Genomic DNA, 21,920 nt, shown 5'->3' with positions numbered 1-21,920 from the left:
CATACCCTTGACTCGTGCCAAAGACGAAAAAGGCGAAGCCGGACAAAGCAAAGCCGAAGAAGTCCGCGAACAGCTCTCCCCGCTCTCCACGCGTCGAGCCGGACGAGAAGGGGCTGGACTTTCCGCGTGCCTGGGTCGAGTTCCCCGACCCCGCCGACGACGAACAGGTCTTCCGCTGTGATCTGACCTGGCTGACCTCGCGCTGGACGTGCATCTTCGGGAGCGGCTGCCAGGGCATCCAGGCGGGCCGCGCCGACGACGGCTGCTGCACGCTCGGGGCGCACTTCTCCGACGAGGACGACGAGAAGCGGGTCGCCGGTCATGTGGCCCGGCTCACGCCGGAGCTGTGGCAGTTCCATGACGTCGGTACGGAGTCGGGCTGGGTCGAGCTCGACGAGGACGGGGACCGCCAGACGCGCCGCTGGGAGGGCTCCTGCATCTTCCAGAACCGCCCGGGGTTCGCGGGCGGCGCGGGCTGCTCGCTGCACATCCTGGCGCTGAAGGAGGGCCGCGAGCCGCTGGAGACCAAGCCCGACGTGTGCTGGCAGCTGCCGGTGCGCCGGACCTACGAGTGGATCGACCGGCCCGACGACACGCGCGTGCTCCAGGTCTCGATCGGCGAGTACGACCGCAGGGGCTGGGGCCCGGGCGGCCATGACCTCCACTGGTGGTGCACATCTGCGACCTCGGCCCATGGCGCGGGCGAGCCGGTCTACGTGACCTACCGCCCCGAGCTGACGGAGCTGATGGGCAAGGCCGCGTACGAGGTGCTGGTGGAGCTGTGCGAGGCACGTCTGGCGTCGCAGCTTCCGCTGGTGGCACCGCACCCGGCGGATCCGGCCTAGGCGCTGTCCGGGGCCCAGCGAGGGGCCCGGACGGGAGAAACGCTTCGTCAGCCGGAGGGCGCGGGGTCCTCGCTCGCGGGTGGGGAGGCCGGGTCCGCAGGGGACTGCGGCGGCTGTGACGAAGGGGGCTCCGACGAAGGCGGCGGCTCCGACGCGGGCGGAGGCTCGGAAGACGGCGGCGGCTCCGACGGCGGGGGCTCGGAAGACGGCGGCGGCTCCGACGGCGGGGGCTCGGAAGACGAAGGGGGCTCCGACGGAACGGAGCCGCGGCCGTCGATCCTGAGCACCGTACCTGCGGGATCGACGCCGACGCGGGCGGTCCATGGGCCGGCCGGTTCCGTTGCGTGGTTCACAGAGATGTGGACCGTGACCGACTCGCCGGGGCTGAGCGTGCCGGAGGTGCGGCTGGCGTGCAGCCAGGGGGCGTCCGTCCACAGGGACCAGGTGACGGGGGCGCCGCCGGAGGCCCTGAGAGTGATCATCGTGGTGTCGCCGGAGGGCTGCGCCTCGACCGTGAGCCGGCCGGGGCCCTGGCCCGGCGCCTGGCCCAGAGCCGACGGCGCTCCGGGCGGCAGGCCGGTGCTGACGACCTCGACGGAGATCCCCGCCGCCTCGGCGCGGGGGAGGCCGCCGACGGTGAAGCGGGAGCCGGGCTCCTCGCGCGCGTTCCCCGCGTTCTCGTAGTGGCCGTACGGGTCGCCGTCCAGGCCTCGGGGCTCGTCCGCCTCGCTCGCGGAGAACAAGGAGCCTTCGTGGGGCTCGCCGGTCAGGGGGGCGCCCCGGTACGCCGCCCAGAGCGCGAGGACAGGCGCGGCGACGACCGTCGCGACGACGGTCGTGGTGACCGCGCCTGCGCGCAGCCGGTTGCGCCGGGCCACGTGGTCCTTGGGGTCCAGGGGGAAGCCGTCGCGCCCGAAGCGCGGCGCCGCCGCGCGGGCCCGGGGGACGTGCAGCATCGCCCCGTACGCCTCGGCGCGCGGCGCGGCCACCAGAGGCAGCGTCGCCGGGGTGACGGTCGAGCCCGGCCAGGGCCCCGCGGCACCCGCGCGCTCGGCGGCGCGGCGGCAGCGCGGACAGTCGTCGACATGGCGGACGAGCTCGCGTCGGAGCGTCGCGGAGAGCAGGACCTGGTGGTCGCCGGTGAGCCGGGCGACGGACGGACAGTTGCCGGTCTCGACGACGGCGAGCGCCGCGCGGGTGCGCTCCACCTCGCAGGCGGCGGACGCGAGCAGCTCGCGCGCGGCAACGGGCTCCATGCCGAGGACGGCGGCGACCTCGCGCGCGCCGAGCCGGTGCCGTACGGCGAGCTCCAGCGCCTCGCGCTGCTCGGGGGTGGTGCCGGCGGCCTCCGGCCAGGCCAGCTCGGCGAGTTCGGCACGGTGACGTTCGGCGGACTCGGCGGACTCGGCGGACTCCAGGGGGGCGGCCTCCTCCGACAGGGCGGCGGACCGGCCTGTGTGCGCCCCCGGCCCCTGCCGCTTGCGGCGCCGCTGCTCGCTGAGGGCGCGCAGACAGGCCCACCGGGCGAGCGCGTACAGCCAGGCCTTCCGCTCGGCCTCACCGTCAGGACATCGGCCGTAGTGCCGCTCCGAGATGGCGAGGACCTCACCCAGCGCGGCCGTGGCGGCCGCATGGTCGCAGAGCACGGAGAGGCAGTACGTGAAGAGCCCGTCCAGGTGGCCCTCGTACCGCGCGGGCGGCGTCCGCCCGTGGGCCGGCCGGGGCGCTCGGCGTTTCGTCCGGTGTGCGCCGTTGGTGTGTGCGGGGGGCTCCAGCATGCTGCTCGTCACCCGGCGACCGTAGGCAGCGGAAGGCACACCCTTCGCGCCGCTTGAGCACATTTAATCCTTACGGGTGAACGTATCCCTCAAAAGAGGACAGGAGCATTTGCTTCCACGCGTGTGATTGTGGTTGTCGCCCGGGGCGTATGCACGATGAATGTGCGCGCGTCACGGGGACTACTCCTGCTCCGGTGCCGCGTTGTCAGTGGGTCCCGCTACGGTTTCCCGCATGGCTGCCCGTACGAAATCCGCGAAGGACCGGCCGTCCTACCGATGCACCGAATGCGGCTGGACGACCGCCAAGTGGCTCGGCCGCTGCCCCGAGTGCCAGGCCTGGGGCACGGTCGAGGAGTACGGCGCGCCCGCGGTCCGCACCACCGCCGTCGGCCGCGTCACCAACGCCGCACTGCCCATCGGGCAGGTCGACGGCCGGCAGGCGACCGCCCGCACCACCGGCGTCGACGAGCTGGACCGGGTCCTCGGCGGTGGTCTCGTCCCGGGCGCCGTCGTGCTGCTCGCGGGCGAGCCGGGCGTCGGCAAGTCCACGCTGCTGCTCGACGTCGCGGCGAAGGCGGCGAGCAGCGACCACCGCACGCTGTACGTCACGGGCGAGGAGTCCGCGAGCCAGGTCCGCCTCCGCGCGGACCGGATCGACGCGCTGAACGACCATCTTTATCTCGCCGCCGAGACCGACCTCTCCGCCGTCCTCGGTCACCTCGACGCGGTCAAGCCCTCGCTGCTCGTCCTCGACTCGGTCCAGACGGTGGCCTCCCCCGAGATCGACGGGGCGCCGGGCGGTATGGCCCAGGTCCGCGAGGTCGCGGGTGCGCTGATCCGCGCGTCCAAGGAGCGGGGCATGTCCACACTGCTGGTGGGCCACGTCACCAAGGACGGCGCGATCGCGGGCCCGCGGCTGCTGGAGCACCTCGTCGATGTCGTGCTGCACTTCGAGGGCGACCGGCATGCCCGTCTGCGCCTCGTACGGGGCGTCAAGAACCGCTACGGAGCGACGGACGAGGTCGGCTGTTTCGAGCTGCACGACGAGGGCATCACCGGCCTCGCGGACCCCAGCGGGCTGTTCCTCACCCGGCGCGACGAGCCCGTGCCGGGCACCTGTCTCACGGTGACGCTGGAGGGCCGCCGCCCGCTCGTCGCCGAAGTGCAGGCGCTGACCGTCGACTCGCAGATCCCGTCGCCCCGGCGCACGACCTCCGGTCTGGAGACGTCCCGGGTGTCGATGATGCTGGCCGTACTGGAGCAGCGGGGCCGGATCAGCGCTCTGGGCAAAAGGGACATCTACAGCGCGACAGTTGGCGGTGTGAAGCTCTCCGAGCCTGCCGCGGACCTCGCGATCGCCCTCGCACTGGCCTCCGCGGCCAGTGACACCCCGCTGCCGAAGAACCTGGTGGCGATCGGCGAGGTGGGTCTCGCGGGCGAGGTGAGACGGGTCACGGGCGTCCAGCGCCGGCTGGCCGAGGCCCACCGTCTCGGCTTCACACACGCCTTGGTCCCGTCCGACCCGGGCAAGGTCCCGCCCGGTATGAAGGTCACGGAAGTCGCCGACATGGGGGACGCGCTCAGGGTGCTCCCGCACGGGCGCAGGGCAAAGGCCCCACGGGGCGAGGAGGTCCGCCCGTAAAGCGGCCGCGGCCGGTTCACGGGCGGTCGACGGCGGGGGCACCTCCCGTGCCCGAAGGACCACGGGGGAGGAGCCGGGCGACAGCCATCCCCGCGCGACGCCGCCCGGGCCTGGCCGGGGTCGCTAGACTTTGCCCTGGTCTCGCCAGTCCGTACGAGCCGGAGGAGTGCAGTGGCAGCCAACGACCGGGGCTCAGCACCCGGAAAGTCCGGCGGAGGCTCCGGGGGATCCGGCACGGAAGCGCTGATGCGCGCCTCTCTCAGTGCGGTCGCCCCGGGCACCGCCCTGCGTGACGGCCTGGAGCGCATTCTCCGGGGCAATACGGGCGGCCTGATCGTCCTGGGAATGGACAAAACGGTCGAATCCATGTGCACGGGCGGCTTTGTGCTGGACGTGGAGTTCACGGCGACGCGGCTGCGCGAGCTGTGCAAGCTCGACGGTGCCCTCATCCTCGACAAGGACATCACCAAGATCCTCCGGGCCGGCGTCCAGCTGGTCCCGGACGCGTCCATCCCGACCGAGGAGACCGGCACCCGGCACCGGACCGCCGACCGCGTCTCCAAGCAGTGCGGCTTCCCCGTCGTCTCCGTGTCCCAGTCGATGCGGCTGATCGCGCTGTACGTGGACGGGGAGCGGCGCGTCCTGGAGGAGTCCGCAGCGATCCTGTCCCGGGCGAACCAGGCACTGGCGACCCTGGAGCGGTACAAGCTCCGGCTGGACGAGGTCGCCGGCACGCTCTCCGCACTGGAGATCGAGGACCTGGTGACCGTCCGCGACGTCACGGCGGTCGCACAGCGCCTTGAGATGGTGCGCCGGATCGCCACGGAGATCGCGGAGTACGTGGTGGAGCTGGGTACCGACGGGCGGTTGCTCGCCCTCCAGCTCGACGAGTTGATCGCGGGCGTGGAGCCGGAGCGGGAGCTGGTCATCCGCGACTACGTCCCGGAGCCGACAGCGAAGCGGTCCCGCACGGTCGACGAGGCGCTGGTCGAGCTGAACGAGCTGACCCACGCCGAGCTTCTGGAACTGCCCATCGTGGCAAGGGCATTGGGATACAGCGGTTCGCCCGAGACCCTCGACTCCGCGGTGTCCCCCCGCGGTTACCGGCTCCTTGCGAAGGTGCCGAGGCTGCCCGGAGCGATCATCGAGCGCCTCGTGGAGCACTTCGGCGGCCTGCAGAAGCTCCTCGCCGCGAGCGTCGACGATCTCCAGGCGGTCGACGGCGTCGGCGAAGCGCGCGCCCGAAGCGTCCGCGAGGGGCTGTCGCGCCTTGCGGAATCGTCCATCCTGGAGCGCTACGTCTGAGCTCGCGCAGCGGGAGCCGTCCGTCGGCCCGCTGCGCGGGCGCAGCAGCAGTGCCTCGCCGCGCGGTCGTCACGCCCGGAACCCGCGGCCGGTATCGCCGTCCCCGCGTGCACGGACAGCCGCCCCTGATCCACCGGACAGGCCCTAAGCTTGTCTTTTATCGTCCGGCGTCGAACGTGTTTCACACGTGAGTGGGGTTTGCCCAGTTCAGGGCACGTGGGAACGGCCTTCCGCTGATGCTGTGCTCCGTCACAGATACACCGCTCAGCAGGAAGGCCGTGGGGATGAGTCTGCCGTGTGTGAGTGCCTCGCAGGACGTGATCGGGCAACTGTCATGCTTCAGGACGGAGTTGTACGCGTGCCTGACCGCGCGAGGTGACGCGCTGTTCGAGCTGGCGGATGCGATGTTGTGCACGGACGGTCCGGTCAGGACCCTGGTCGACCTCGCGCTGGCGCCGGAACACCGCCGTGGCCACGGCGGTCTCTACGGCGGATTGAACCGAGGCCGGATCGACGTTGCACGACTGCGCCGGGCTCTGGCCTCACTACCCCTGCCGAAGGCTGCGGACGGTCGGCTCGTCCTGGCGGTGGATGTCTCGCCGTGGCTGCGGCCCGACGCCGCGACCTGCCCGGACCGCTCGTTCTGCCACACCTATGGCCGCGGCGAGGCCAAGCACCAGATGATTCCGGGCTGGCCGTACTCGTTCGTGGCTGCCCTGGAGACGGGCAGTACCTCCTGGACCGCGATCCTGGACGCGGTCCGCCTTGCGCCCGGCGCCGACGTCGCCGCGCTTACCGTCGCCCAGCTCCGTGACGTCGTCGAACGCCTCATCGCCGCAGGCCAGTGGCACGAAGGGGATCCGGAAATCCTGGTCGTGCTCGACTCCGGATACGACGCACCCCGCATCACCCACTTCCTGGCCGACCTGCCCGTCCAGATCCTGGGCCGGCCCCGCTCGGACCGGGTGATGCGCCGGCCGACTCCACCACGTGTCTACGACCCCAAAGGCGGCCGGCCGCCCAAGCACGGCGGCGAGTTCGTCTTCGGCGATGCCAGCACCTGGGGCCTGGAGCATGCCCTGACCGTCACCGCCACCCGCCACTACGGCACCGCGACCGCACAAGCCTGGGACCGGCTCCACCCCCGGCTCACCCGACGAGCCGCCTGGCTCAACCACGACGGCCCGCTACCCATCATCGAAGGCACCGTCATCCGCCTCGTCGTCGAGAAGCTGCCCAGCGGTGGAGTGAACCGGCCTGTCTGGCTGTGGTGGTCCGGCACCGACGCAACCGCCGCAGACGTCGACCGCTGCTGGCAGTCGTTCCTGCGACGCTTCGACGTCGAGCACACCTTCCGCCTGCTCAAGCAGACCCTCGGATGGAACCGGCCCCGCCTGCGTAACTCGCAAGCAGCCGACCGCTGGACGTGGCTGGTCATCGCCGCCTACACCCAGCTCCGACTCGCCCGCCCCCTGGCCGCCGACCTACGCCGCCCATGGGAGAAACCCGTCCCCTCGAACAAACTCACCCCCGCCCGAGTCCGGCGCGGGTTCAGGAACCTCCGCACAAAACTCGCCTCACCGGCCCGTGCACCCAAACCCACCCGACCCGGCCCCGGCCGCCCACCCGGCTCGAAGAACCGGCACCTCGCCACCCGCCACGACGTGGGACGCATCCTCGCCACAGGCAAGGCATACAGCCGACCCAGCCACCACAAAGTGGGCACCAAACCCCGCCGGACAGATGACAGGCAACGGCAGTGACATCCACACTGACCCCATGCGAGTCGATGAGACACTCAAACTGACCCTGACCAGGGTGTTTACCCCCATAGCGATCATCATCGCTTCGCCAGTACTGCTGGTGGCCGGAGCTCCGATTCGCCGCCGCTACCTGCGACACATCTACCGGGCAGCAGCCCCGGACATCCTCGACAAGGCCAACGGGCAGGTGACCATCCACTACTTCGCCGTGAACAGTCAACTGCTGCACTGGCTCTGCGCGCCTACCGAAGCACTGACACGGCTTACCCGCGGCGGACGATAAAAGACAAGCTAAGGGCTGTCCCGCAATACCCGGCGGACCAGCGCGCGGCGTCAGATGCATGGGGTCTCCCCAGGCCCGGAGGGCCGAGGGGACGCATCGCAAGGCGGAGGGTCGCCCCAATACTGGATGTATCGGGACGATTCGACAACGCAGCGAGGTGCCGTAGCTGTCGTCGTGCGCCCGGTGGGTATTGCGGGGCAGCCCTTAGTCCTTCTCCAGGCGGAACGACGCGGGAGACACCGTCGCTCCCGGGTACGTGGCCTCCAGCAGGTAGGAGCCCGGAGCCGCCGGGCCGGCGGGCGGGGTCGCGCACTGGGGGCTGCTCCTGCGGCGGTCCCAGTCGACGGTGTGGGTCACGGTCCGGCCCGCCGGGAACTTCAGGAACAGCGTGCCCCCGCCGGGCGGGCAGTCCTTCGAGGACCACACCTTGTCGTTCTTCCCGTCGGTGATGGCCGACACCGTCAACACCGCGGTCTTCGGCCCGAAGTCGGCCTTGCACGTCACGGGCGAGGTGTTCCTCACCTCGAACGCGAACCGGGAGGTCTCGCCCGGACCGTAGGCGGGCTTGAGGCTGCGCAGCGCCAACTTCAGTGCGCCCGGGGCGCATTCGGGCAGTGCGGAGCCCGCCGGGACCTGCTCCCCCACGCTCGCGCCGCCGCCGTTCGCCGCGCCACTCGCGCCCGGATCGCCGTTCTTGCCACCGTCGGCGGTGCCCGCGTCCGTGCCCGTACCGACGTCTCCGCCCGTGCCGTCGCTTCCGCCGGATTCGCCCGACTCGTCACGCCCGCCCGGCTGTTCACTGATCGCGGTACCCGACCCGCTGGGTCCCGGAGTGATGGAGGGCGCGGGCTTCGCGTCGTTCGGCTTGCCGTCGTCGCTGCTCTTCACGCCGCTGTCACCGGAACTGACGGCCCATGCGATCAGCAGCGCGAGCAGCGCCATCAGGGTCAGCGCGACTGCCCTCCGCCGCCAGTAGATGGAGGAGGGGAGCGGCCCGACCGGATTGCGCAGAGATCCCACGCACCGAACTGTACGAGAGATCGGATGCAACTCCCGCCCCACCCACCGCTCATGATGCACAAGATTTGCCGATCATCGACATGTCCCGCTGGACACGGCCCTCTTGGGCCCCGACTTTCGTCAGGGGCAGCCGTGGTCGATGGCACAGGGTGATGAACCAGGGCGTACGCGTACGGTCCGTAGTCATGGACAGCGACATTTCCAGCGGGCTGTACCGCGACCTCACCGACTTCGCCCACACCACCCCGCACTGGGTGCGACTGCTCGCCGAACTCTGGACGGAGGCAGGGCTGCTGCTGTTCGGCGCGCTTTTCGTCCTCGCGTGGTGGCGGGCACGCACCGGGGACGCACGGGCCATGGCGCTGGCGGTGCTCGCACCGCTCGCGACCGCCGCGGGCTATGTCTGCAGCGAGTCGCTGAAGTCGTTGGTGGACGAGGAGCGGCCGTGCCGCGCGGTCGCGGGGGCCGCGGTGTCGCTGGTGCCGTGCCCGCCGACGGGTGACTGGTCGTTCCCGAGCAACCACTCGGCGATCGCCGGTGCGGCTGCCGTCGCGCTCGTACTCCTACGGCCGCGGATCGCGTGGCTCACCGTGCCCATGGCAGCGCTGATGGCGTTCTCGCGGGTCTTCGTCGGGGTCCACTATCCGCACGACGTGATCGTGGGCCTGCTGCTGGGCGCGGCCGTCGCCGTCGTGTTCGTCCGGTCGCTGATCCGGCCGGCCGCGTCCCTGGCCGGGACCATGCGGACGAGCCGGTCGCCGCTCGCGCTCTGGCTCGCCGGGCCAGGTGACATGTACGCCGCACCGGAGCACGTCACGGAGCGCATACGCCGCGCGCGGCGCTGAACATGCCAGGATCGGAGGTGCCATGACTGCGACCGACATGCCCTCCCCCGCGACCGACGTCCCTTCGCACCTGGACACCGTCCCCTCCGCCCCGGACCGCGTCCTCTCCGGCCCGGACGGCGTTCCGTCCGGCCTCGACGGCATCGCCGAGGCCGCCGCAGGCCTCCACGCCCCCGTCCTCGCCTGGTTCGACCAGCATGCCCGTGACCTGCCCTGGCGCCGCCCCGAGGCCGGCGCCTGGGGTGTGATGGTCAGTGAGTTCATGCTGCAGCAGACACCCGTCAGCCGGGTCCTGCCGGTGTACGAGCAGTGGCTGGCCCGCTGGCCGCGCCCCGCCGACCTGGCCGCCGAGGCGCCCGGTGAGGCGGTGCGCGCCTGGGGCCGCCTGGGCTATCCGCGCCGAGCGCTGCGGCTGCACGGCGCCGCGGTGGCGATAACGGAGCGGCACGGCGGCGACGTACCGCGCGAGCACGCGCAGCTTCTCGCGCTGCCGGGCATCGGCGAGTACACCGCGGCGGCCGTGGCGTCGTTCGCGTACGGGCAGCGGCACCCGGTCCTCGACACGAACGTCCGCCGGGTGTTCGCGCGCGCCGCGACCGGTATCCAGTACCCGCCGAACGCGACGACCGCGGCCGAACGCAGGCTGGCCCGTGCCCTGTTGCCCGATGACGAGGAGCGGGCTGCTCGCTGGGCGGCGGCCTCGATGGAGCTGGGCGCACTCGTCTGCACCGCACGCAACGAGGACTGCGGGCGCTGCCCGGTCGCCGGCCTGTGTGCCTGGCGGCTGGCCGGGAAGCCGGCGCACGACGGGCCTCCGCGACGCGGCCAGACCTACGCGGGCACGGACCGCCAGGTGCGCGGCAAGCTGCTGGCGGTGCTGCGCGAAGCGGTGACGCCTGTGCCGCGTGCCGTGCTCGACCAGGTATGGGACGAGCCGGTCCAACGGGCGCGTGCCCTGGATGGGCTGGTTGCGGACGGATTGGTCGAACCCCTGGAGAATGGCCGGTTCCGCCTGCCTCTCACCTGAGAATCACCGGCCAACCGGCCAACCCGCCTGTTACACAACCGATGGACGGCCGTGCGTGCTCCGACGGCTTCTCCGCACAGCCCCGTGACAACTGCTCCGTAGCTTCTTGTGGCGTAAGGGAGACCACGGAAACACACGGCGTGTCACGGGGCTCGGACGGGGACGGAGGCGGTTGGAATGGCGCACGGCGAGGTGCTCGAATTCGAAGAGTACGTACGCACTCGGCAGGAGGCGCTGCTGCGCAGCGCCAGGCGACTCGTCCCTGACCCGGTCGACGCCCAGGACCTGCTGCAGACCGCCCTCGTACGGACCTACGGCCGCTGGGACGGCATAGCCGACAAGTCCCTCGCCGACGCCTATCTGCGCCGCGTCATGATCAATACGCGTACGGAGTGGTGGCGGGCCCGCAAGCTCGAAGAAGTCCCGACCGAACAGCTGCCGGACGCGAGCGTGGAGGACGCCACCGAGCAGCACGCCGACCGCGCCCTGCTCATGGACGTCCTCAAGGTGCTCGCGCCCAAGCAGCGCAGCGTCGTCGTGCTGCGGCACTGGGAGCAGATGAGCACCGAGGAGACCGCCGCCGCGCTGGGCATGTCGACAGGTACGGTGAAGAGCACGCTGCACCGGGCGCTCGCCCGGCTCCGCCAGGAACTGGAGAGCCGTGGTCACAACGCCCGGACCCTGGAGCGTTCGAACCGTACGGAAAACACGCAAGCACGTCGTGAGGAACGGGGGCGGGAGCGTTGCGCGGCCTAGCCAGAGGCAGCGGCCCCGGGGGCGGGGCAGAAGCCGGTGCCCGAGGCGGCATCGGTCCATGGGCGGCGAGTGGCACGGCGATGGCCGGGCTCGCCGCCTTCGGGCTGTTCGCCGTCGGCTGCTCGACGGGCGGTACGGGGACACGTGACGAGGGACCGGCGCGTACGGACCCGGTGGCGCAGTCGCCCTCGTCAGTCGCGCCCTCCACCACCGCCTCGCCGGTGAAGAAGGTCGACGTCGTCCAGCTGCTGATGGACGACCCGAAGGTCAGCAAGCGCGTGAAGGGCGATCTCAAACCCTGCTCGGCGGATGCGTACCCGATCGACACGTCGTACGGGAGCCTCACCGACGGTCCTGTGTCCGACGTCGTGGTGAATGTGATGACGTGCGGAGACGCCGTGGGCATCGGTACGTATGTGTACCGCGCGGACGACGGCACGTACGAGAATGTCTTCGCGCAGGAGGAGCCCGCGGTCTATTCGACGATCGACCGCGGCGATCTCGTCGTCACCAAGCAGGTGTACGCGAAGAGCGATTCGGTCTCGTTTCCGTCCGGCGAGATCGTGACCACCTATCGCTGGTCGGGGAACAAGTTCGCCGAGCACGACCGGGTGGAGAACGAGTTCAGCAAAGTGGTCGGCGGCGAAGAGGTCGAGCCGCCGACGGCGGCCACGCCGAGTGAGAACTGACCTGCCCTGACCGATCACCGATCGAGTACCGACCGAGTGCTGATCGAGAGACGAGAACCGAGAGAGCTGCGGGATGGCCGAGACACATGTGCTGTTCGTCGAGGACGACGACGTCATCCGCGAGGCCACCCAGCTCGCGCTGGAGCGCGACGGTTTCGCGGTGACAGCCATGCCGGACGGCCTCGCCGGTCTAGAGGCCTTCCGTGCGAACCGTCCCGACATCGCGCTGCTCGATGTGATGCTGCCGGGTCTGGACGGCGTCAGCCTGTGCCGCCGGATCAGGGACGAGTCGACCGTCCCCGTGATCATGCTGTCGGCCCGCGCGGACTCGATCGATGTGGTGCTCGGCCTGGAGGCGGGCGCCGACGACTACGTCACCAAGCCGTTCGACGGGGCGGTGCTGGTCGCGCGGATCCGCGCGGTGCTCCGCCGATTCGGGCACGCGGGCGGCGTGGCCGGCGACAACGGCGAGCCGGGACGGGCGGACGAACGCGGGGTGCTGACCTTCGGTGACCTGGAGGTCGACACGGAGGGCATGGAGGTGCGCCGGGCCGGCGAGCCGGTCGGGCTGACGCCGACGGAGATGCGGCTGCTGCTGGAGTTCTCGTCCGCGCCGGGCACGGTGCTGTCGCGGGACAAGCTGCTGGAGCGCGTCTGGGACTACGGCTGGGGCGGCGACACCCGGGTCGTCGACGTCCATGTGCAGCGGCTTCGCACGAAGATCGGCCAGGACCGGATCGAGACGGTCCGCGGCTTCGGCTACAAGCTCAAGGCATGAAGCGGCTCCCCCTGCGCACCGGCGTCGGACGGCTGCACCTCCCGGGGACACCCCCCGCACCCCCGGCAGCAACCACCCCACGCCGGCCACATCCCAGAGCAGAACAGGACCCCGCATGAAGCGGCTCGCCCTGCGCACCGGCGTCAGATGGAAGATCAGCATCGCGATCGCGGCCGTCGGTGCCCTGATCGCCTTCGCGCTGAGTCTCGTCGTGCACAACGCCGCCCGCGTCTCGATGCTCGACAACGCGCGCGACATGCAGATGAAGCGGCTGGTCTGGTCCCAGCGGATCTACGATCCCGCGAAGCAGAAGCCCGAGCTCAACTTCGGTCCCAGGCTCAACGACCCTGCGCTCCCCCGGGAGCTTAAGGCGCTGCTCGGGAACGGCCGCCAGGCCACCTATGTACAGGAACACCACAGCGGCGCCCCCGACATCTGGGCCGCGGTGCCGCTCGGCAACGGCGATGTGGTGTCCCTGCACAACCGCCTCTCCGACCGCAGCGCCGCCATCATGAAGGACCTCGACCGGGCTCTCATCATCGGCTCGGTGTCAGTGGTCCTGGGCGGCTCTGCGCTGGGCGTGCTGATCGGCGGTCAGCTCTCGCGCAGGCTGCGCAAGGCCGCCGCCGCGGCCGGCAAGGTCGCACAGGGCAACACGGAGGTACGGGTCCGCCATGCCGTCGGTGGTGTCGTACGCGACGAGACCGACGAGCTCGCACGGGCCGTGGACGCGCTGACCGACGCCCTGAACGAGCGCATCGAGGCCGAGCGCCGGGTCACCGCGGACATCGCGCACGAGCTGCGCACACCGGTGACCGGGCTGCTCACGGCGGCCGAGCTGCTGCCGCCCGGCCGCCCCACCGAACTGGTACGGGACCGGGCCCGGGCCATGCGCATCCTGGTCGAGGACGTCCTGGAAGTGGCCCGGCTGGACGGCGCCTCGGAGCGGGCCGAACTCCAGGAGATCGCGCTCGGCGAGTTCGTCAGTCGCCGGGTCACCGTCCTGGACCCTGCGGTGGTGGTCCGCGTCGTGCACGAGTCGTGGGTCAACACGGATCCGCGCCGCCTGGAGCGCATCCTGCTCAATCTGCTGACCAACGCCGCGAAGTACGGCAAGTCGCCGGTCGAGGTCACGGTCGAGGGCCGCGTCGTACGGGTACGCGACCACGGTCCCGGCTTTCCCGAGGCGCTGCTGCGCGACGGCCCGAGCCGCTTCCGTACCGGGGCGAGCGACCGTGCGGGCACGGGCCACGGCCTGGGCCTGACCATCGCGGCCGGCCAGGCCCGGGTCCTCGGCGCCCGGCTGACCTTCCGCAACGCCGCCCCCGAGGGAATGACGCCGGGAGCGGGCACGGGCGGCGCGATCGCCGTGCTGTGGCTGCCGGAGCACGCCCCGACGAACTCGGGCAGCTTCCCGATGCCCCGGCTCCCGGTCTGACTCCTGACTGGCCCAGTCCTTTAACTGGCCCAGTCCTTGTCCAGGTCCAGTCCTCCCTCACGGCGCTGCGTGAACGAGAACCAGTTGCCGGAGTCGTCCCGGAAGATCGCCTCTGTGCCGTAAGGACGTTCCTGCGGTTCCTGGAGGAACTCCACGCCCCTCTCCTTCAACCTGGCGTAGTCACCGTGGATGTCGTCCGTGGTCAGGACCCCGGCGCCGAGGACGCCCTTCGCGACGAGCCGCTTCATGGCCTCCGCCGACTCGGGGTCCATGGCCGGCGCGCCCGGGACCATCAGCGTCAGCTCGACGTCCGGCTGGCCCTTCGCTCCGACGGTGAGCCAGCGCATGCCGCCCTCGCCCATCGTCATGTCCGTACGGACCTCCAGACCGAGCTTCTCGGTGTAGAACTCCTTGGCCCGGTCCTGGTCGAGGACCCAGACGGTGGAAATGGCGAGTCCCTTGATCATTTCGCGCTCCTGGTCGACGCTCGTCGTGCTTGCCCTGCCACCGTAGGCAGCGGCCCGTCAACCGGCTTCTTCAGAATTGCGGTCCTTGGAATCACGGTCCTTGCCGTCCCAGGTCCGTCCCTGTCCTTGGCACTCCGGTCCTCGTCCTTGGCCCTCCGGTCCTCGGAGTCGCGGCTCGGGAAGCCTCCCGCCCAGAGCAGGGCGTAGCACCCGGGTATGAGCGCGGCGCCGCGTCCCACGTGCTTGGTCCGGTACTCGCTCGGGGTCAGACCGGTCTGTTTCTTGAACCGGGCCGAGAACGTGCCGAGGCTGCTGAAGCCGACCAGTGAGCAGATTTCGGTGACCGAGAGATCCGCGGTACGCAGGAGCTCCTCGGCCCGTTCTATCCGTCTGCGCGACAGGTACTGACCGGGCGTGTCTCCGTAGACCGTCTTGAAGGCGCGGACGAAGTGGAAGCGTGAGTAACCGGCATGGGCGGCCACCGCGTCCAGGTCGAGCGGCTCGGCCCAGTCGCGGTCCATGGCGTCCTTGGCGAGGCGCAACTGCCGCAGATGGGCGAGGTGCGCCGTCACCGGGGTGTCATTCCCCCGCGCTTCTCCACGGACACGATGCTGGCACGCCCCACTGACAACGGCCCTCGGCGCCCGATGCGCCGAGGGCCTCGATATCACAGAACCTGCTGGTCAGACGGCCTCCGCCAGCTTCGCCCCAGCCTGCGGGGCATCCGCCGCCGGCTCGGGCTTCGCCGGACCGGCGCCCTTGAGCGGCACCTCCTTGACGAGGAACGCCGCCAGGAAGCCGATCACCGCGACCGCCGAGCCGAGCAGGAACGCGGAGTGCGTCCCCGAGGACACCGCGAACTGGTACGCCTCGCGCACCTGCTCCGGCAGCTTCGCCAGGCTCGCCGCATCCAGCTGCGCGGACTGCTGGGTGACGCCGGCCCCGCCCCGGGCCGCCATCTCGTCCTGCACCCGCGAGGTGAAGAGCGCGCCCATGATCGCGACACCGAAGGAGGAGCCGAGCGTACGGAAGAGGGTGGTGGCGGAGGATGCGACGCCCATGTCCTTCATGTCGACGCTGTTCTGTGCGACCAGCATCGTGATCTGCATCAGGAAGCCCATGCCGGCGCCGAGGACCGCCATGTAGAGCCCGGAGGTGAGCCGCGAGGTGCCGGTGTCCATCTGCGCGAGCAGGAAGAGACCCGCCACCATCAGCCCGCCGCCCATGATCGGGAAGATCTTGTACTTGCCGCTGTTGGTGGTGACCCTGCCCGCGATCAGCGAGACGACCATCATCGACAGCAGCATCGGCAGGAGCAGCAGTCCGGAGTTGGTGGCGGACGCGCCCTGCACGGACTGCTGGAACAGCGGCAGGAAGAGCACCGCGCCGAACATCACGAAACCGGTCAGGAAGCCGATCACCGACATGAGGGAGAAGTTGCGGATGCGGAAGATGTGCAGCGGCATGATCGGCTCCGCCGCCTTGGTCTCCACGAAGAGGAAGCCGATGAGCGAGGCGACGCCGATCGCGATGAGCTCCATGATCACGGCGGAGTCCCAGGCGTACTCCGTGCCGCCCCAGGTGGTCACGAGCACGATCGAGGTGATGCCGACGGTGAGGAGCCCGGCACCCAGGTAGTCGATCCGCTGTGCCCCGCGCTCCTTCTTCGGCAGATGCAGGACGACCGTGAGCATGGCGAGCGCGACAGCGCCGAGCGGCAGATTGATGTAGAAGCTCCAGCGCCAGCCCCAGTGGTCGGTGATGGTGCCGCCCACCAGCGGCCCGCCGATCATGGCGAGGGCCATCACACCGGCCATCATGCCCTGGTACTTGCCGCGCTCCCGGGGCGGGATGAGGTCGCCGATGATCGCCATGACGCCGACCATCAGACCGCCCGCGCCCAGGCCCTGTACGGCGCGGAAGCCGATCAGCTGGCCCATGTCCTGGGCCATGCCGCTGAGTGCCGACCCGACCAGGAAGATCACGATCGAGGTGAGGAAGACGCCCTTGCGGCCGTACATGTCGCCGAGCTTGCCCCAGATGGGGGTGGAGGCGGCGGTGGCCAGGGTGTACGCGGTGACCACCCAGGACAGATGCGCGAGGCCGCCGAGTTCGCCGACGATGGTCGGCATCGCGGTGCCGATGATCATGTTGTCGAGCATCGCGAGCAGCATCGCGATCATGAGCGCGAGCAGTACGACGCGGACGCTGCGCGGCTGCGGCCCGTCAGGCACGGCGGACGGGCCGGCCGCCCCAGCCGCACCGGACGCCCCCGACGCCCCGGAGGCTCCGGACGACCCGGGCGCTTCGGCCTCCGCCCGCCTCTCGGCACCCTCGGGCGCCGCCCCCCTCAGTGCTTCTTTTCCGGCCATGGTCCCGAATCCACTCCCCTGTGTACCTGCCCGCTGCACACTTACTTGCCGCCCGGCTAGTTGACTACACTGGGGACCGTAGCCCCGCAACTAGCCGGGCGTCAAGTAAGTATTCGTTCCAGGAGAGCTCCCATGGCCAGAGGCAACACCCGCCAGCGCATTCAGGACGTCGCCCTGGAACTCTTCGCCGAGCAGGGCTACGAGAAGACATCCCTTCGCGAGATCGCCGAGGAGCTGCAGGTCACGAAGGCGGCGCTGTACTACCACTTCAAGACCAAGGAAGACATCGTCATCAGCCTCTTCCAGGATCTGACCCGGCCGATCGACGAGCTGATCGCCTGGGCGGAGACGCAGCCGCGCACCCTGGAGACCAAGACGGAGCTTCTGCACCGCTACCAGGCCGCACTCACCGGAGCGGCCCCGCTCTTCCGCTTCATGCAGGAGAACCAGGCCACCGTGCGCGAGCTGAGCATCGGCGAGACGTTCAAGGAACGCATGATCACCATGACCCGGCTGATCCAGGAGCCGGAGTCGAGCATGACCGACCGGGTCCGCTGCATCAGCGCGCTGTTCACGATGCACGCAGGCATGTTCTTCATGCAGCACGTCGAAGGCGACCCCGAGGAGAAGCGCGAAGCTCTCCTCGAGGTCGCCATCGATCTGGTGACTCAGGCCCATCGTCGCGGACGCCCGGAGTAAACCGGCGCCGGCGGGCCGACCGGCGCAAGCGGTCAGATGCTGACGCCCTCGGACCGCAGGAACGACGCCGGGTTGACGGCCGAGCCGTAGTTCGGGGTCGTGCGGATCTCGAAGTGCAGGTGCGGGCCGGAGGAGTTGCCGGTGTTGCCGGACAGCGCGATGACCTTGCCGGCGTCCACCGTCTGGCCGATGTTGACCTTGATCTGCGACAGGTGGGCGTACTGCGAGTACATGCCATTGCCGTGCTTGATCACGATGGCGTTGCCGTATGCCGAGCCGTCGCCGCCGCCGCCCGGGCCGGCCTTCACGACGACACCGCTGCTCGCGGCCTTGACGGAGGTGCCGACCGGCACGGCGAAGTCCTGCCCGGAGTGCTTGTGGGACCACATGGCGCCGCCCTGGTTGAAGCTGGCGGTCAGCGTGTAGCCGACGACCGGCTTGACCCAGGCCGAGGACTTCTTCGCCGTGGGGGCCTTCACCTCGGTGGCGGCGACGGCATTGGTGGTGGTGACGGTCTCCGCCGCGGCGGCGGACGCGACACCGGCACCGGCTCCGACGACCATCACTGCGCCGAGTCCGGCGGCCACGACGGAACCACGGGTCGGGAGAACGGACGAACGGAAACGGTTGATGATGCGCTTCGACATGCGGGGAGAACCTCCGGGCTGTACGGGCAAGAACCGACCCGGCGCAGGAGCACCGGGTGCCCCACCTTGGTAACCCGGCACCCCAACCCACCTCAAACACCCCATCTACGACATCTACTCGTAGATGGGGCAGTGTGAGCAGGGCCATTGACGATGCCGAATCGACAGTCCGACATTGCCCGAAATCTCCTGACGAAGGCTGGTTTAGCCCCACGTAGAGGCAGTTCGAAACCGGCGCCCGCCGCAGGCCGCCCTTCGCTCCGCCACCACCGGGCCGAAAGCCCCTCCCACGGCCCCCGCAAGCCCCGGAGCTCCACCGGGAATCCCCACTAAGGCGCCTAGTAGGCTCGGAACGGCCTGTGCGCCTTGTCACGGCCGCGACGGGGCCAGTGCGTCGTGGGTCACAGGGAAGGCGGCGGTTTTCGGGGGGAAACACCCCCTTTGAGCTCCGGAATCCAGGGGCTCTGGGATCTTGGGATCTGGGGGGATCACGCATGGAGCCCGCACTCATCGGCACCCGGCTGGCCTCGGCGGCCATCTCTCCCCTCCTGAAGCAGCTCCTGGTACGGGAGGGCAGCGGCGCCGGCCTCACGGAGAAGCCCGTGCGGCTCTCCGGTCTCGTCTCGTTCCGCGGGGAGAAGCGGACCCTGACCGAGAAGGACGTACGCAAGCTCGCCGACACCCTCGTGCGCCAGTCCCTGGCCGACCGCGGCGAGCTTCCCTTCCCCCCGGACGAGACCGAGGCCGTCACCGCCGCCCTCGCCGACACACTTCTCGCCCTCGGCGACCTGGAGATGGACCACGTCCAGGCCGTGCACCACGGCCATCGCGAGCTGGCACGGCGGCTGCGCACCGCCTCGGCGGCCCGGCTCGCCGCCGACGGACTGTCGGCGGACACCACCGTCTTCCTCGACTCGCTCACCGAGTGGGCCTGCCTCCACATCCTGCAGTTCTTCACCCAGCGCTCGTCCTTCGTCGCCCGCGCCCTGGTCGAGCAGGGCCGCGCCCAGGCCGAGCTGATCGCCAAGGTCGACGAGCTGATCCTCCGAGTGCCCCGTGCCGACGCCCGTGATGTGGCCTTCGAACACCGCTACCTCACGTACGTCGCGAAGAAGCACGGCAGCCTGACGATCTACGGCATCGACCTGCACAACTCGCCGGATGTCTGGCCGCTGGACGTGGCGTATCTAAGTCTGGAGGCGAGCGCCGGCGAGGCGCGCCATGTACGGCCGGGCCGGATCGCTCGGCACCTCGCGGAGCGGCCGTCCGCCCTCCGCGAGGAGGACCGGCTGGGTGGTCCGCTCATGCCGCCCCTCAGCACACTGGAGGAGCTGGAGGACCTGGCGAACGCAGTGCCGCTCGACGCCGTACCGGTCCGCGCCGACCAGGCCCTCGCCCAGCACGACAAGGTCCTCCTGCGCGGAGTCGCGGGCTCCGGAAAGACCACGCTCGTCCAGTGGCTCGCCGTCTCCACCACGAGCCGGCACCCGGCCGAGCGGATGGCGTACCTCCACGACCGCATCCCCTTCGTCCTCCCCCTGCGCACCCTCACCCGCCACGGCGAGCGGCTGCCCGCCCCCGACCGTTTCCTCGCCACCGTCGGCTGCCCGCTCTCCCCGCCCGAAGGCTGGGCCGACCGCGTCCTGTCGGCCGGACGCGGCCTGATCCTCGTCGACGGCATCGACGAGGTCCCCGAGGCCGAGCGGGGCCGCACCCGCCGCTGGCTGCGCGATCTGCTTGCCACGTACGACGACGGCAGCAGCGGGGGCAACCGCTGGCTCGTCACCTCCCGCCCCTCCGCCGTGGGCGACGACTGGCTCACCCCCGAGGGCTTCACCGAGCTCACCCTCTCCCCCATGCGCAGGACCGAGGTACATGCCTTCGTGGAGCGCTGGCACCGGGCCGCGGGCTCCGAGGCACAGCCGTACGAGCAGCCGCTCCTCGACGCGCTGCGCACCAAGCAGGACCTCGCCCGCCTCGCCACCAACCCCCTCATGTGCGGTCTCATCTGCGCACTGCACCGCGACCGCCGGGGCTTTCTGCCGCGCGGCCGCAAGGCGCTGTACGAAGCCGCGCTGTCGATGCTGCTCGCCCGTCGCGACCGGGAGCGGGACATGGGGACGCCGTCCGGCATCGACCTTCCCGAAGCCCCGCAGATCCAGCTCATCCAGCGCCTCGCGTACTGGCTCACGCTCAACGGCCGTACGGAGATGGACCGCTCACGGGCCGAATCACTGGTCCTCGGTGCGATTCCGGCCGTTCCCGAGGCGGCGGCGGCCGGAGATCCGCAGGCGGTCTTCGACCATCTGCTCCACCGCAGCGGACTGCTCCGCGAACCCTCCCCGGACGCTGTGGACTTCGTCCACCGCACGTTCCAGGACTACCTCGCCGCGAAGGCGATCGTCGACGAGTGGCACATCGGCGTCCTGGCCCAGCACGCGGCGGACGACCAGTGGGAGGACGTCATCCGGATGAGCGTGGCTCATGCGCGCCCGCGCGAATGCGCCGAGATCTTCACCGAGTTGGTGACCGCGGCGGACGCTGAGCAGAACCGCCGCAGGCAGTTGCGGATTCTGGTCGTCGCGGCGGCGGCGATGGAGCAGGCGACGGAGATCTCCCCGGACATCCGCGGGGAGCTGCTCCGCCGTACGGCGGAGGTCATTCCGCCCCGCTCGGTCGAAGAGGCGCGCGCGCTCTCGGCCGCCGGGCCGCTCGTGCTCGATCTGCTGCCGGGCCCCGACACGGTGGGGAGCGGTTCAGCGGCCCGTATGACGGTCATCGCCGCTTCCCATATCGCGACGGACGCGGCGATCCCGTTCCTGTCGCGGTACACCTCTCACCCCGTACTCACGGTGCGGTCCCAGCTCGTCTGGGCCTGGGACCGGTACAACACCGAGCGGTACGCAAAGGAGGTGATCGCGGCCATCGACCCGGACGGCCTGCAGTTCACCGTCCGGAACGCCGAACAGGCAGGGATACTCAGGGCCTTGGGCGCCGGCCGCGGGCTGCACTTCCAGGGGGACCTTCCCGGAGAGCTCATCGCGGAGACCATACGGGCCTGTTCACCCCCGGAGGTTCGCATCTCCGGCAACGCGCTGCTGACAGACCTCACCTGCCTCGGGGACGGGGACGCGCTGCGAACCCTCGAACTCGACCGCTGCCCCGAGATCACGGACCTTTCGGCAGTGGCAGGACTGCCGATCACCGAGATCCTCATGGACGATCAGCAACTCGCCGTGATGGAAGCCGTGTCACCGGTCAGGGAGCTGCAGATCGAGCTGCGCAGCACGGAACCGTCCCTGGACCGGGTCCCGCACCGTTTCCCGAACATCACCTCGATCGTTGTCGTACATCTGTTCCGGCGGAACTTCCTCGTGGATCTGTCACCTCTGCTCGCGCTGGAGAGACTCCAGCAGGTCCTCGTCGTCGGCGAGCGCGACCGGATCTCCGGGGCCGACGGCTTCCCGCCCGGAGTCCAGGTACACATCACCACACCGAATTAGAGCCACGGGTCTCACCGAATGCGAGCCACGGGTCTCACCGAATGCGAGCCACGAGCCACTCCG

At 70.4% G+C, this 21,920-nt stretch carries 19 protein-coding genes; 13 read left to right on the top strand and 6 right to left on the bottom strand.

What is annotated here, in order from left to right:
* Nucleotides 1-14 precede the first annotated feature (14 nt).
* The gene (locus ACZ6ZQ_RS25340) at nucleotides 15-845 is read left to right on the top strand and encodes a DUF3109 family protein (RefSeq protein ID WP_469770792.1); all 831 of its coding nucleotides are present in this window, start codon (nucleotides 15-17) and stop codon (nucleotides 843-845) included.
* Between the two features lie 47 nt (nucleotides 846-892).
* On the opposite strand, the gene ACZ6ZQ_RS25335 is transcribed toward ACZ6ZQ_RS25340, so the two are convergent.
* Nucleotides 893-2,635, bottom strand: coding sequence for a BACON domain-containing protein (locus tag ACZ6ZQ_RS25335; RefSeq protein WP_469770791.1), 1,743 nt, complete (start codon nucleotides 2,633-2,635; stop codon nucleotides 893-895).
* A 220-nt stretch (nucleotides 2,636-2,855) separates the two neighbouring features.
* Here ACZ6ZQ_RS25335 and radA point away from each other — a divergent pair, with 220 nt between their 5' ends.
* The 4 genes from radA (at nucleotide 2,856) to ACZ6ZQ_RS25315 (ending at nucleotide 7,616) form a co-directional block, all read left to right on the top strand.
* Nucleotides 2,856-4,265 (top strand): DNA repair protein RadA, encoded by a 1,410-nt coding sequence (gene radA / locus ACZ6ZQ_RS25330; RefSeq protein ID WP_469770790.1) that lies wholly within the window; start codon nucleotides 2,856-2,858, stop codon nucleotides 4,263-4,265.
* 171 nt (nucleotides 4,266-4,436) lie between these two features.
* Nucleotides 4,437-5,570: a DNA integrity scanning diadenylate cyclase DisA gene (disA, locus tag ACZ6ZQ_RS25325; protein ID WP_469770789.1), complete on the top strand. Its 1,134-nt coding sequence runs from the start codon at nucleotides 4,437-4,439 to the stop codon at nucleotides 5,568-5,570.
* 284 nt (nucleotides 5,571-5,854) lie between these two features.
* A complete protein-coding gene (locus tag ACZ6ZQ_RS25320) occupies nucleotides 5,855-7,333 on the top strand; it encodes an NF041680 family putative transposase (protein ID WP_469770788.1) in 1,479 nt (492 codons plus the stop codon).
* A 16-nt stretch (nucleotides 7,334-7,349) separates the two neighbouring features.
* Complete coding sequence (locus tag ACZ6ZQ_RS25315; RefSeq protein ID WP_469770787.1) at nucleotides 7,350-7,616, top strand: hypothetical protein; 267 nt, start codon at nucleotides 7,350-7,352, stop codon at nucleotides 7,614-7,616.
* A 204-nt stretch (nucleotides 7,617-7,820) separates the two neighbouring features.
* Here ACZ6ZQ_RS25315 and ACZ6ZQ_RS25310 read toward each other — a convergent pair whose 3' ends face one another.
* Nucleotides 7,821-8,636, bottom strand: coding sequence for a hypothetical protein (locus ACZ6ZQ_RS25310; RefSeq protein ID WP_469770786.1), 816 nt, complete (start codon nucleotides 8,634-8,636; stop codon nucleotides 7,821-7,823).
* A gap of 185 nt (nucleotides 8,637-8,821) precedes the next feature.
* On the opposite strand from ACZ6ZQ_RS25310, the gene ACZ6ZQ_RS25305 reads away from it, so the two are divergent.
* From ACZ6ZQ_RS25305 to cseC, 6 genes are all read left to right on the top strand, one after another.
* The gene (locus tag ACZ6ZQ_RS25305) at nucleotides 8,822-9,481 is read left to right on the top strand and encodes a phosphatase PAP2 family protein (protein ID WP_469770785.1); all 660 of its coding nucleotides are present in this window, start codon (nucleotides 8,822-8,824) and stop codon (nucleotides 9,479-9,481) included.
* 22 nt (nucleotides 9,482-9,503) lie between these two features.
* The gene (locus tag ACZ6ZQ_RS25300) at nucleotides 9,504-10,508 is read left to right on the top strand and encodes an HhH-GPD family protein (protein WP_469770784.1); all 1,005 of its coding nucleotides are present in this window, start codon (nucleotides 9,504-9,506) and stop codon (nucleotides 10,506-10,508) included.
* Nucleotides 10,509-10,685: 177 nt separating this feature from the next.
* Complete coding sequence (locus ACZ6ZQ_RS25295) at nucleotides 10,686-11,264, top strand: SigE family RNA polymerase sigma factor (RefSeq protein ID WP_469770783.1); 579 nt, start codon at nucleotides 10,686-10,688, stop codon at nucleotides 11,262-11,264.
* An 80-nt stretch (nucleotides 11,265-11,344) separates the two neighbouring features.
* Nucleotides 11,345-11,953, top strand: a complete 609-nt coding sequence (locus ACZ6ZQ_RS25290) for a hypothetical protein (RefSeq protein WP_469770782.1) — start codon at nucleotides 11,345-11,347, stop codon at nucleotides 11,951-11,953.
* Nucleotides 11,954-12,026: 73 nt separating this feature from the next.
* Nucleotides 12,027-12,731 carry a two-component system response regulator CseB gene (gene cseB, locus ACZ6ZQ_RS25285; protein WP_469770781.1) on the top strand — a complete coding sequence of 235 codons (705 nt, stop codon included), beginning with the start codon at nucleotides 12,027-12,029 and terminating at the stop codon, nucleotides 12,729-12,731.
* Between the two features lie 115 nt (nucleotides 12,732-12,846).
* Nucleotides 12,847-14,169, top strand: coding sequence for a two-component system sensor histidine kinase CseC (gene cseC / locus ACZ6ZQ_RS25280; protein WP_469770780.1), 1,323 nt, complete (start codon nucleotides 12,847-12,849; stop codon nucleotides 14,167-14,169).
* A 20-nt stretch (nucleotides 14,170-14,189) separates the two neighbouring features.
* Here the strand turns inward: cseC and ACZ6ZQ_RS25275 are convergent, their stop codons facing one another.
* The 3 genes from ACZ6ZQ_RS25275 to ACZ6ZQ_RS25265 all read right to left on the bottom strand — a co-directional run bounded on the left by ACZ6ZQ_RS25275 (nucleotide 14,190) and on the right by ACZ6ZQ_RS25265 (nucleotide 17,008).
* Entirely contained in the window at nucleotides 14,190-14,636 is a 447-nt protein-coding gene (locus tag ACZ6ZQ_RS25275; RefSeq protein WP_453666540.1) for a VOC family protein, read from the bottom strand.
* Nucleotides 14,633-15,208 carry a helix-turn-helix domain-containing protein gene (locus ACZ6ZQ_RS25270; RefSeq protein WP_469770779.1) on the bottom strand — a complete coding sequence of 192 codons (576 nt, stop codon included), beginning with the start codon at nucleotides 15,206-15,208 and terminating at the stop codon, nucleotides 14,633-14,635. The genes ACZ6ZQ_RS25275 and ACZ6ZQ_RS25270 overlap by 4 nt, the downstream gene beginning before the upstream one ends.
* A gap of 111 nt (nucleotides 15,209-15,319) precedes the next feature.
* Nucleotides 15,320-17,008, bottom strand: a complete 1,689-nt coding sequence (locus tag ACZ6ZQ_RS25265; protein WP_469770778.1) for an MDR family MFS transporter — start codon at nucleotides 17,006-17,008, stop codon at nucleotides 15,320-15,322.
* Between the two features lie 132 nt (nucleotides 17,009-17,140).
* Here ACZ6ZQ_RS25265 and ACZ6ZQ_RS25260 point away from each other — a divergent pair, with 132 nt between their 5' ends.
* Complete coding sequence (locus ACZ6ZQ_RS25260) at nucleotides 17,141-17,707, top strand: TetR/AcrR family transcriptional regulator (RefSeq protein ID WP_469770777.1); 567 nt, start codon at nucleotides 17,141-17,143, stop codon at nucleotides 17,705-17,707.
* A 32-nt stretch (nucleotides 17,708-17,739) separates the two neighbouring features.
* On the opposite strand, the gene ACZ6ZQ_RS25255 is transcribed toward ACZ6ZQ_RS25260, so the two are convergent.
* A complete protein-coding gene (locus ACZ6ZQ_RS25255; RefSeq protein WP_469770776.1) occupies nucleotides 17,740-18,354 on the bottom strand; it encodes a M23 family metallopeptidase in 615 nt (204 codons plus the stop codon).
* A gap of 494 nt (nucleotides 18,355-18,848) precedes the next feature.
* Between ACZ6ZQ_RS25255 and ACZ6ZQ_RS25250 the strand changes: the two genes are divergently transcribed.
* Complete coding sequence (locus tag ACZ6ZQ_RS25250; protein WP_469770775.1) at nucleotides 18,849-21,857, top strand: NACHT domain-containing protein; 3,009 nt, start codon at nucleotides 18,849-18,851, stop codon at nucleotides 21,855-21,857.
* Nucleotides 21,858-21,920 lie beyond the last annotated feature (63 nt).

This window comes from Streptomyces sp. NPDC053673, from assembly GCF_055585225.1.
This window is presented reverse-complemented; position numbering and strand designations above follow the sequence as displayed.

Coding starts and splice junctions, on each gene's coding strand:
- radA (WP_469770790.1), top strand. CDS start 2,856: ATGGCTGCCCGTACGAAATCCGCGAAGGACCGGCCGTCCTACCGATGC.
- ACZ6ZQ_RS25320 (WP_469770788.1), top strand. CDS start 5,855: ATGAGTCTGCCGTGTGTGAGTGCCTCGCAGGACGTGATCGGGCAACTG.
- ACZ6ZQ_RS25315 (WP_469770787.1), top strand. CDS start 7,350: ATGCGAGTCGATGAGACACTCAAACTGACCCTGACCAGGGTGTTTACC.
- ACZ6ZQ_RS25305 (WP_469770785.1), top strand. CDS start 8,822: ATGGACAGCGACATTTCCAGCGGGCTGTACCGCGACCTCACCGACTTC.
- ACZ6ZQ_RS25300 (WP_469770784.1), top strand. CDS start 9,504: ATGACTGCGACCGACATGCCCTCCCCCGCGACCGACGTCCCTTCGCAC.
- ACZ6ZQ_RS25295 (WP_469770783.1), top strand. CDS start 10,686: ATGGCGCACGGCGAGGTGCTCGAATTCGAAGAGTACGTACGCACTCGG.
- ACZ6ZQ_RS25290 (WP_469770782.1), top strand. CDS start 11,345: ATGGCCGGGCTCGCCGCCTTCGGGCTGTTCGCCGTCGGCTGCTCGACG.
- cseB (WP_469770781.1), top strand. CDS start 12,027: ATGGCCGAGACACATGTGCTGTTCGTCGAGGACGACGACGTCATCCGC.
- cseC (WP_469770780.1), top strand. CDS start 12,847: ATGAAGCGGCTCGCCCTGCGCACCGGCGTCAGATGGAAGATCAGCATC.
- ACZ6ZQ_RS25275 (WP_453666540.1), bottom strand. CDS start 14,636: ATGATCAAGGGACTCGCCATTTCCACCGTCTGGGTCCTCGACCAGGAC.
- ACZ6ZQ_RS25265 (WP_469770778.1), bottom strand. CDS start 17,008: ATGGCCGGAAAAGAAGCACTGAGGGGGGCGGCGCCCGAGGGTGCCGAG.
- ACZ6ZQ_RS25260 (WP_469770777.1), top strand. CDS start 17,141: ATGGCCAGAGGCAACACCCGCCAGCGCATTCAGGACGTCGCCCTGGAA.
- ACZ6ZQ_RS25255 (WP_469770776.1), bottom strand. CDS start 18,354: ATGTCGAAGCGCATCATCAACCGTTTCCGTTCGTCCGTTCTCCCGACC.
- ACZ6ZQ_RS25250 (WP_469770775.1), top strand. CDS start 18,849: ATGGAGCCCGCACTCATCGGCACCCGGCTGGCCTCGGCGGCCATCTCT.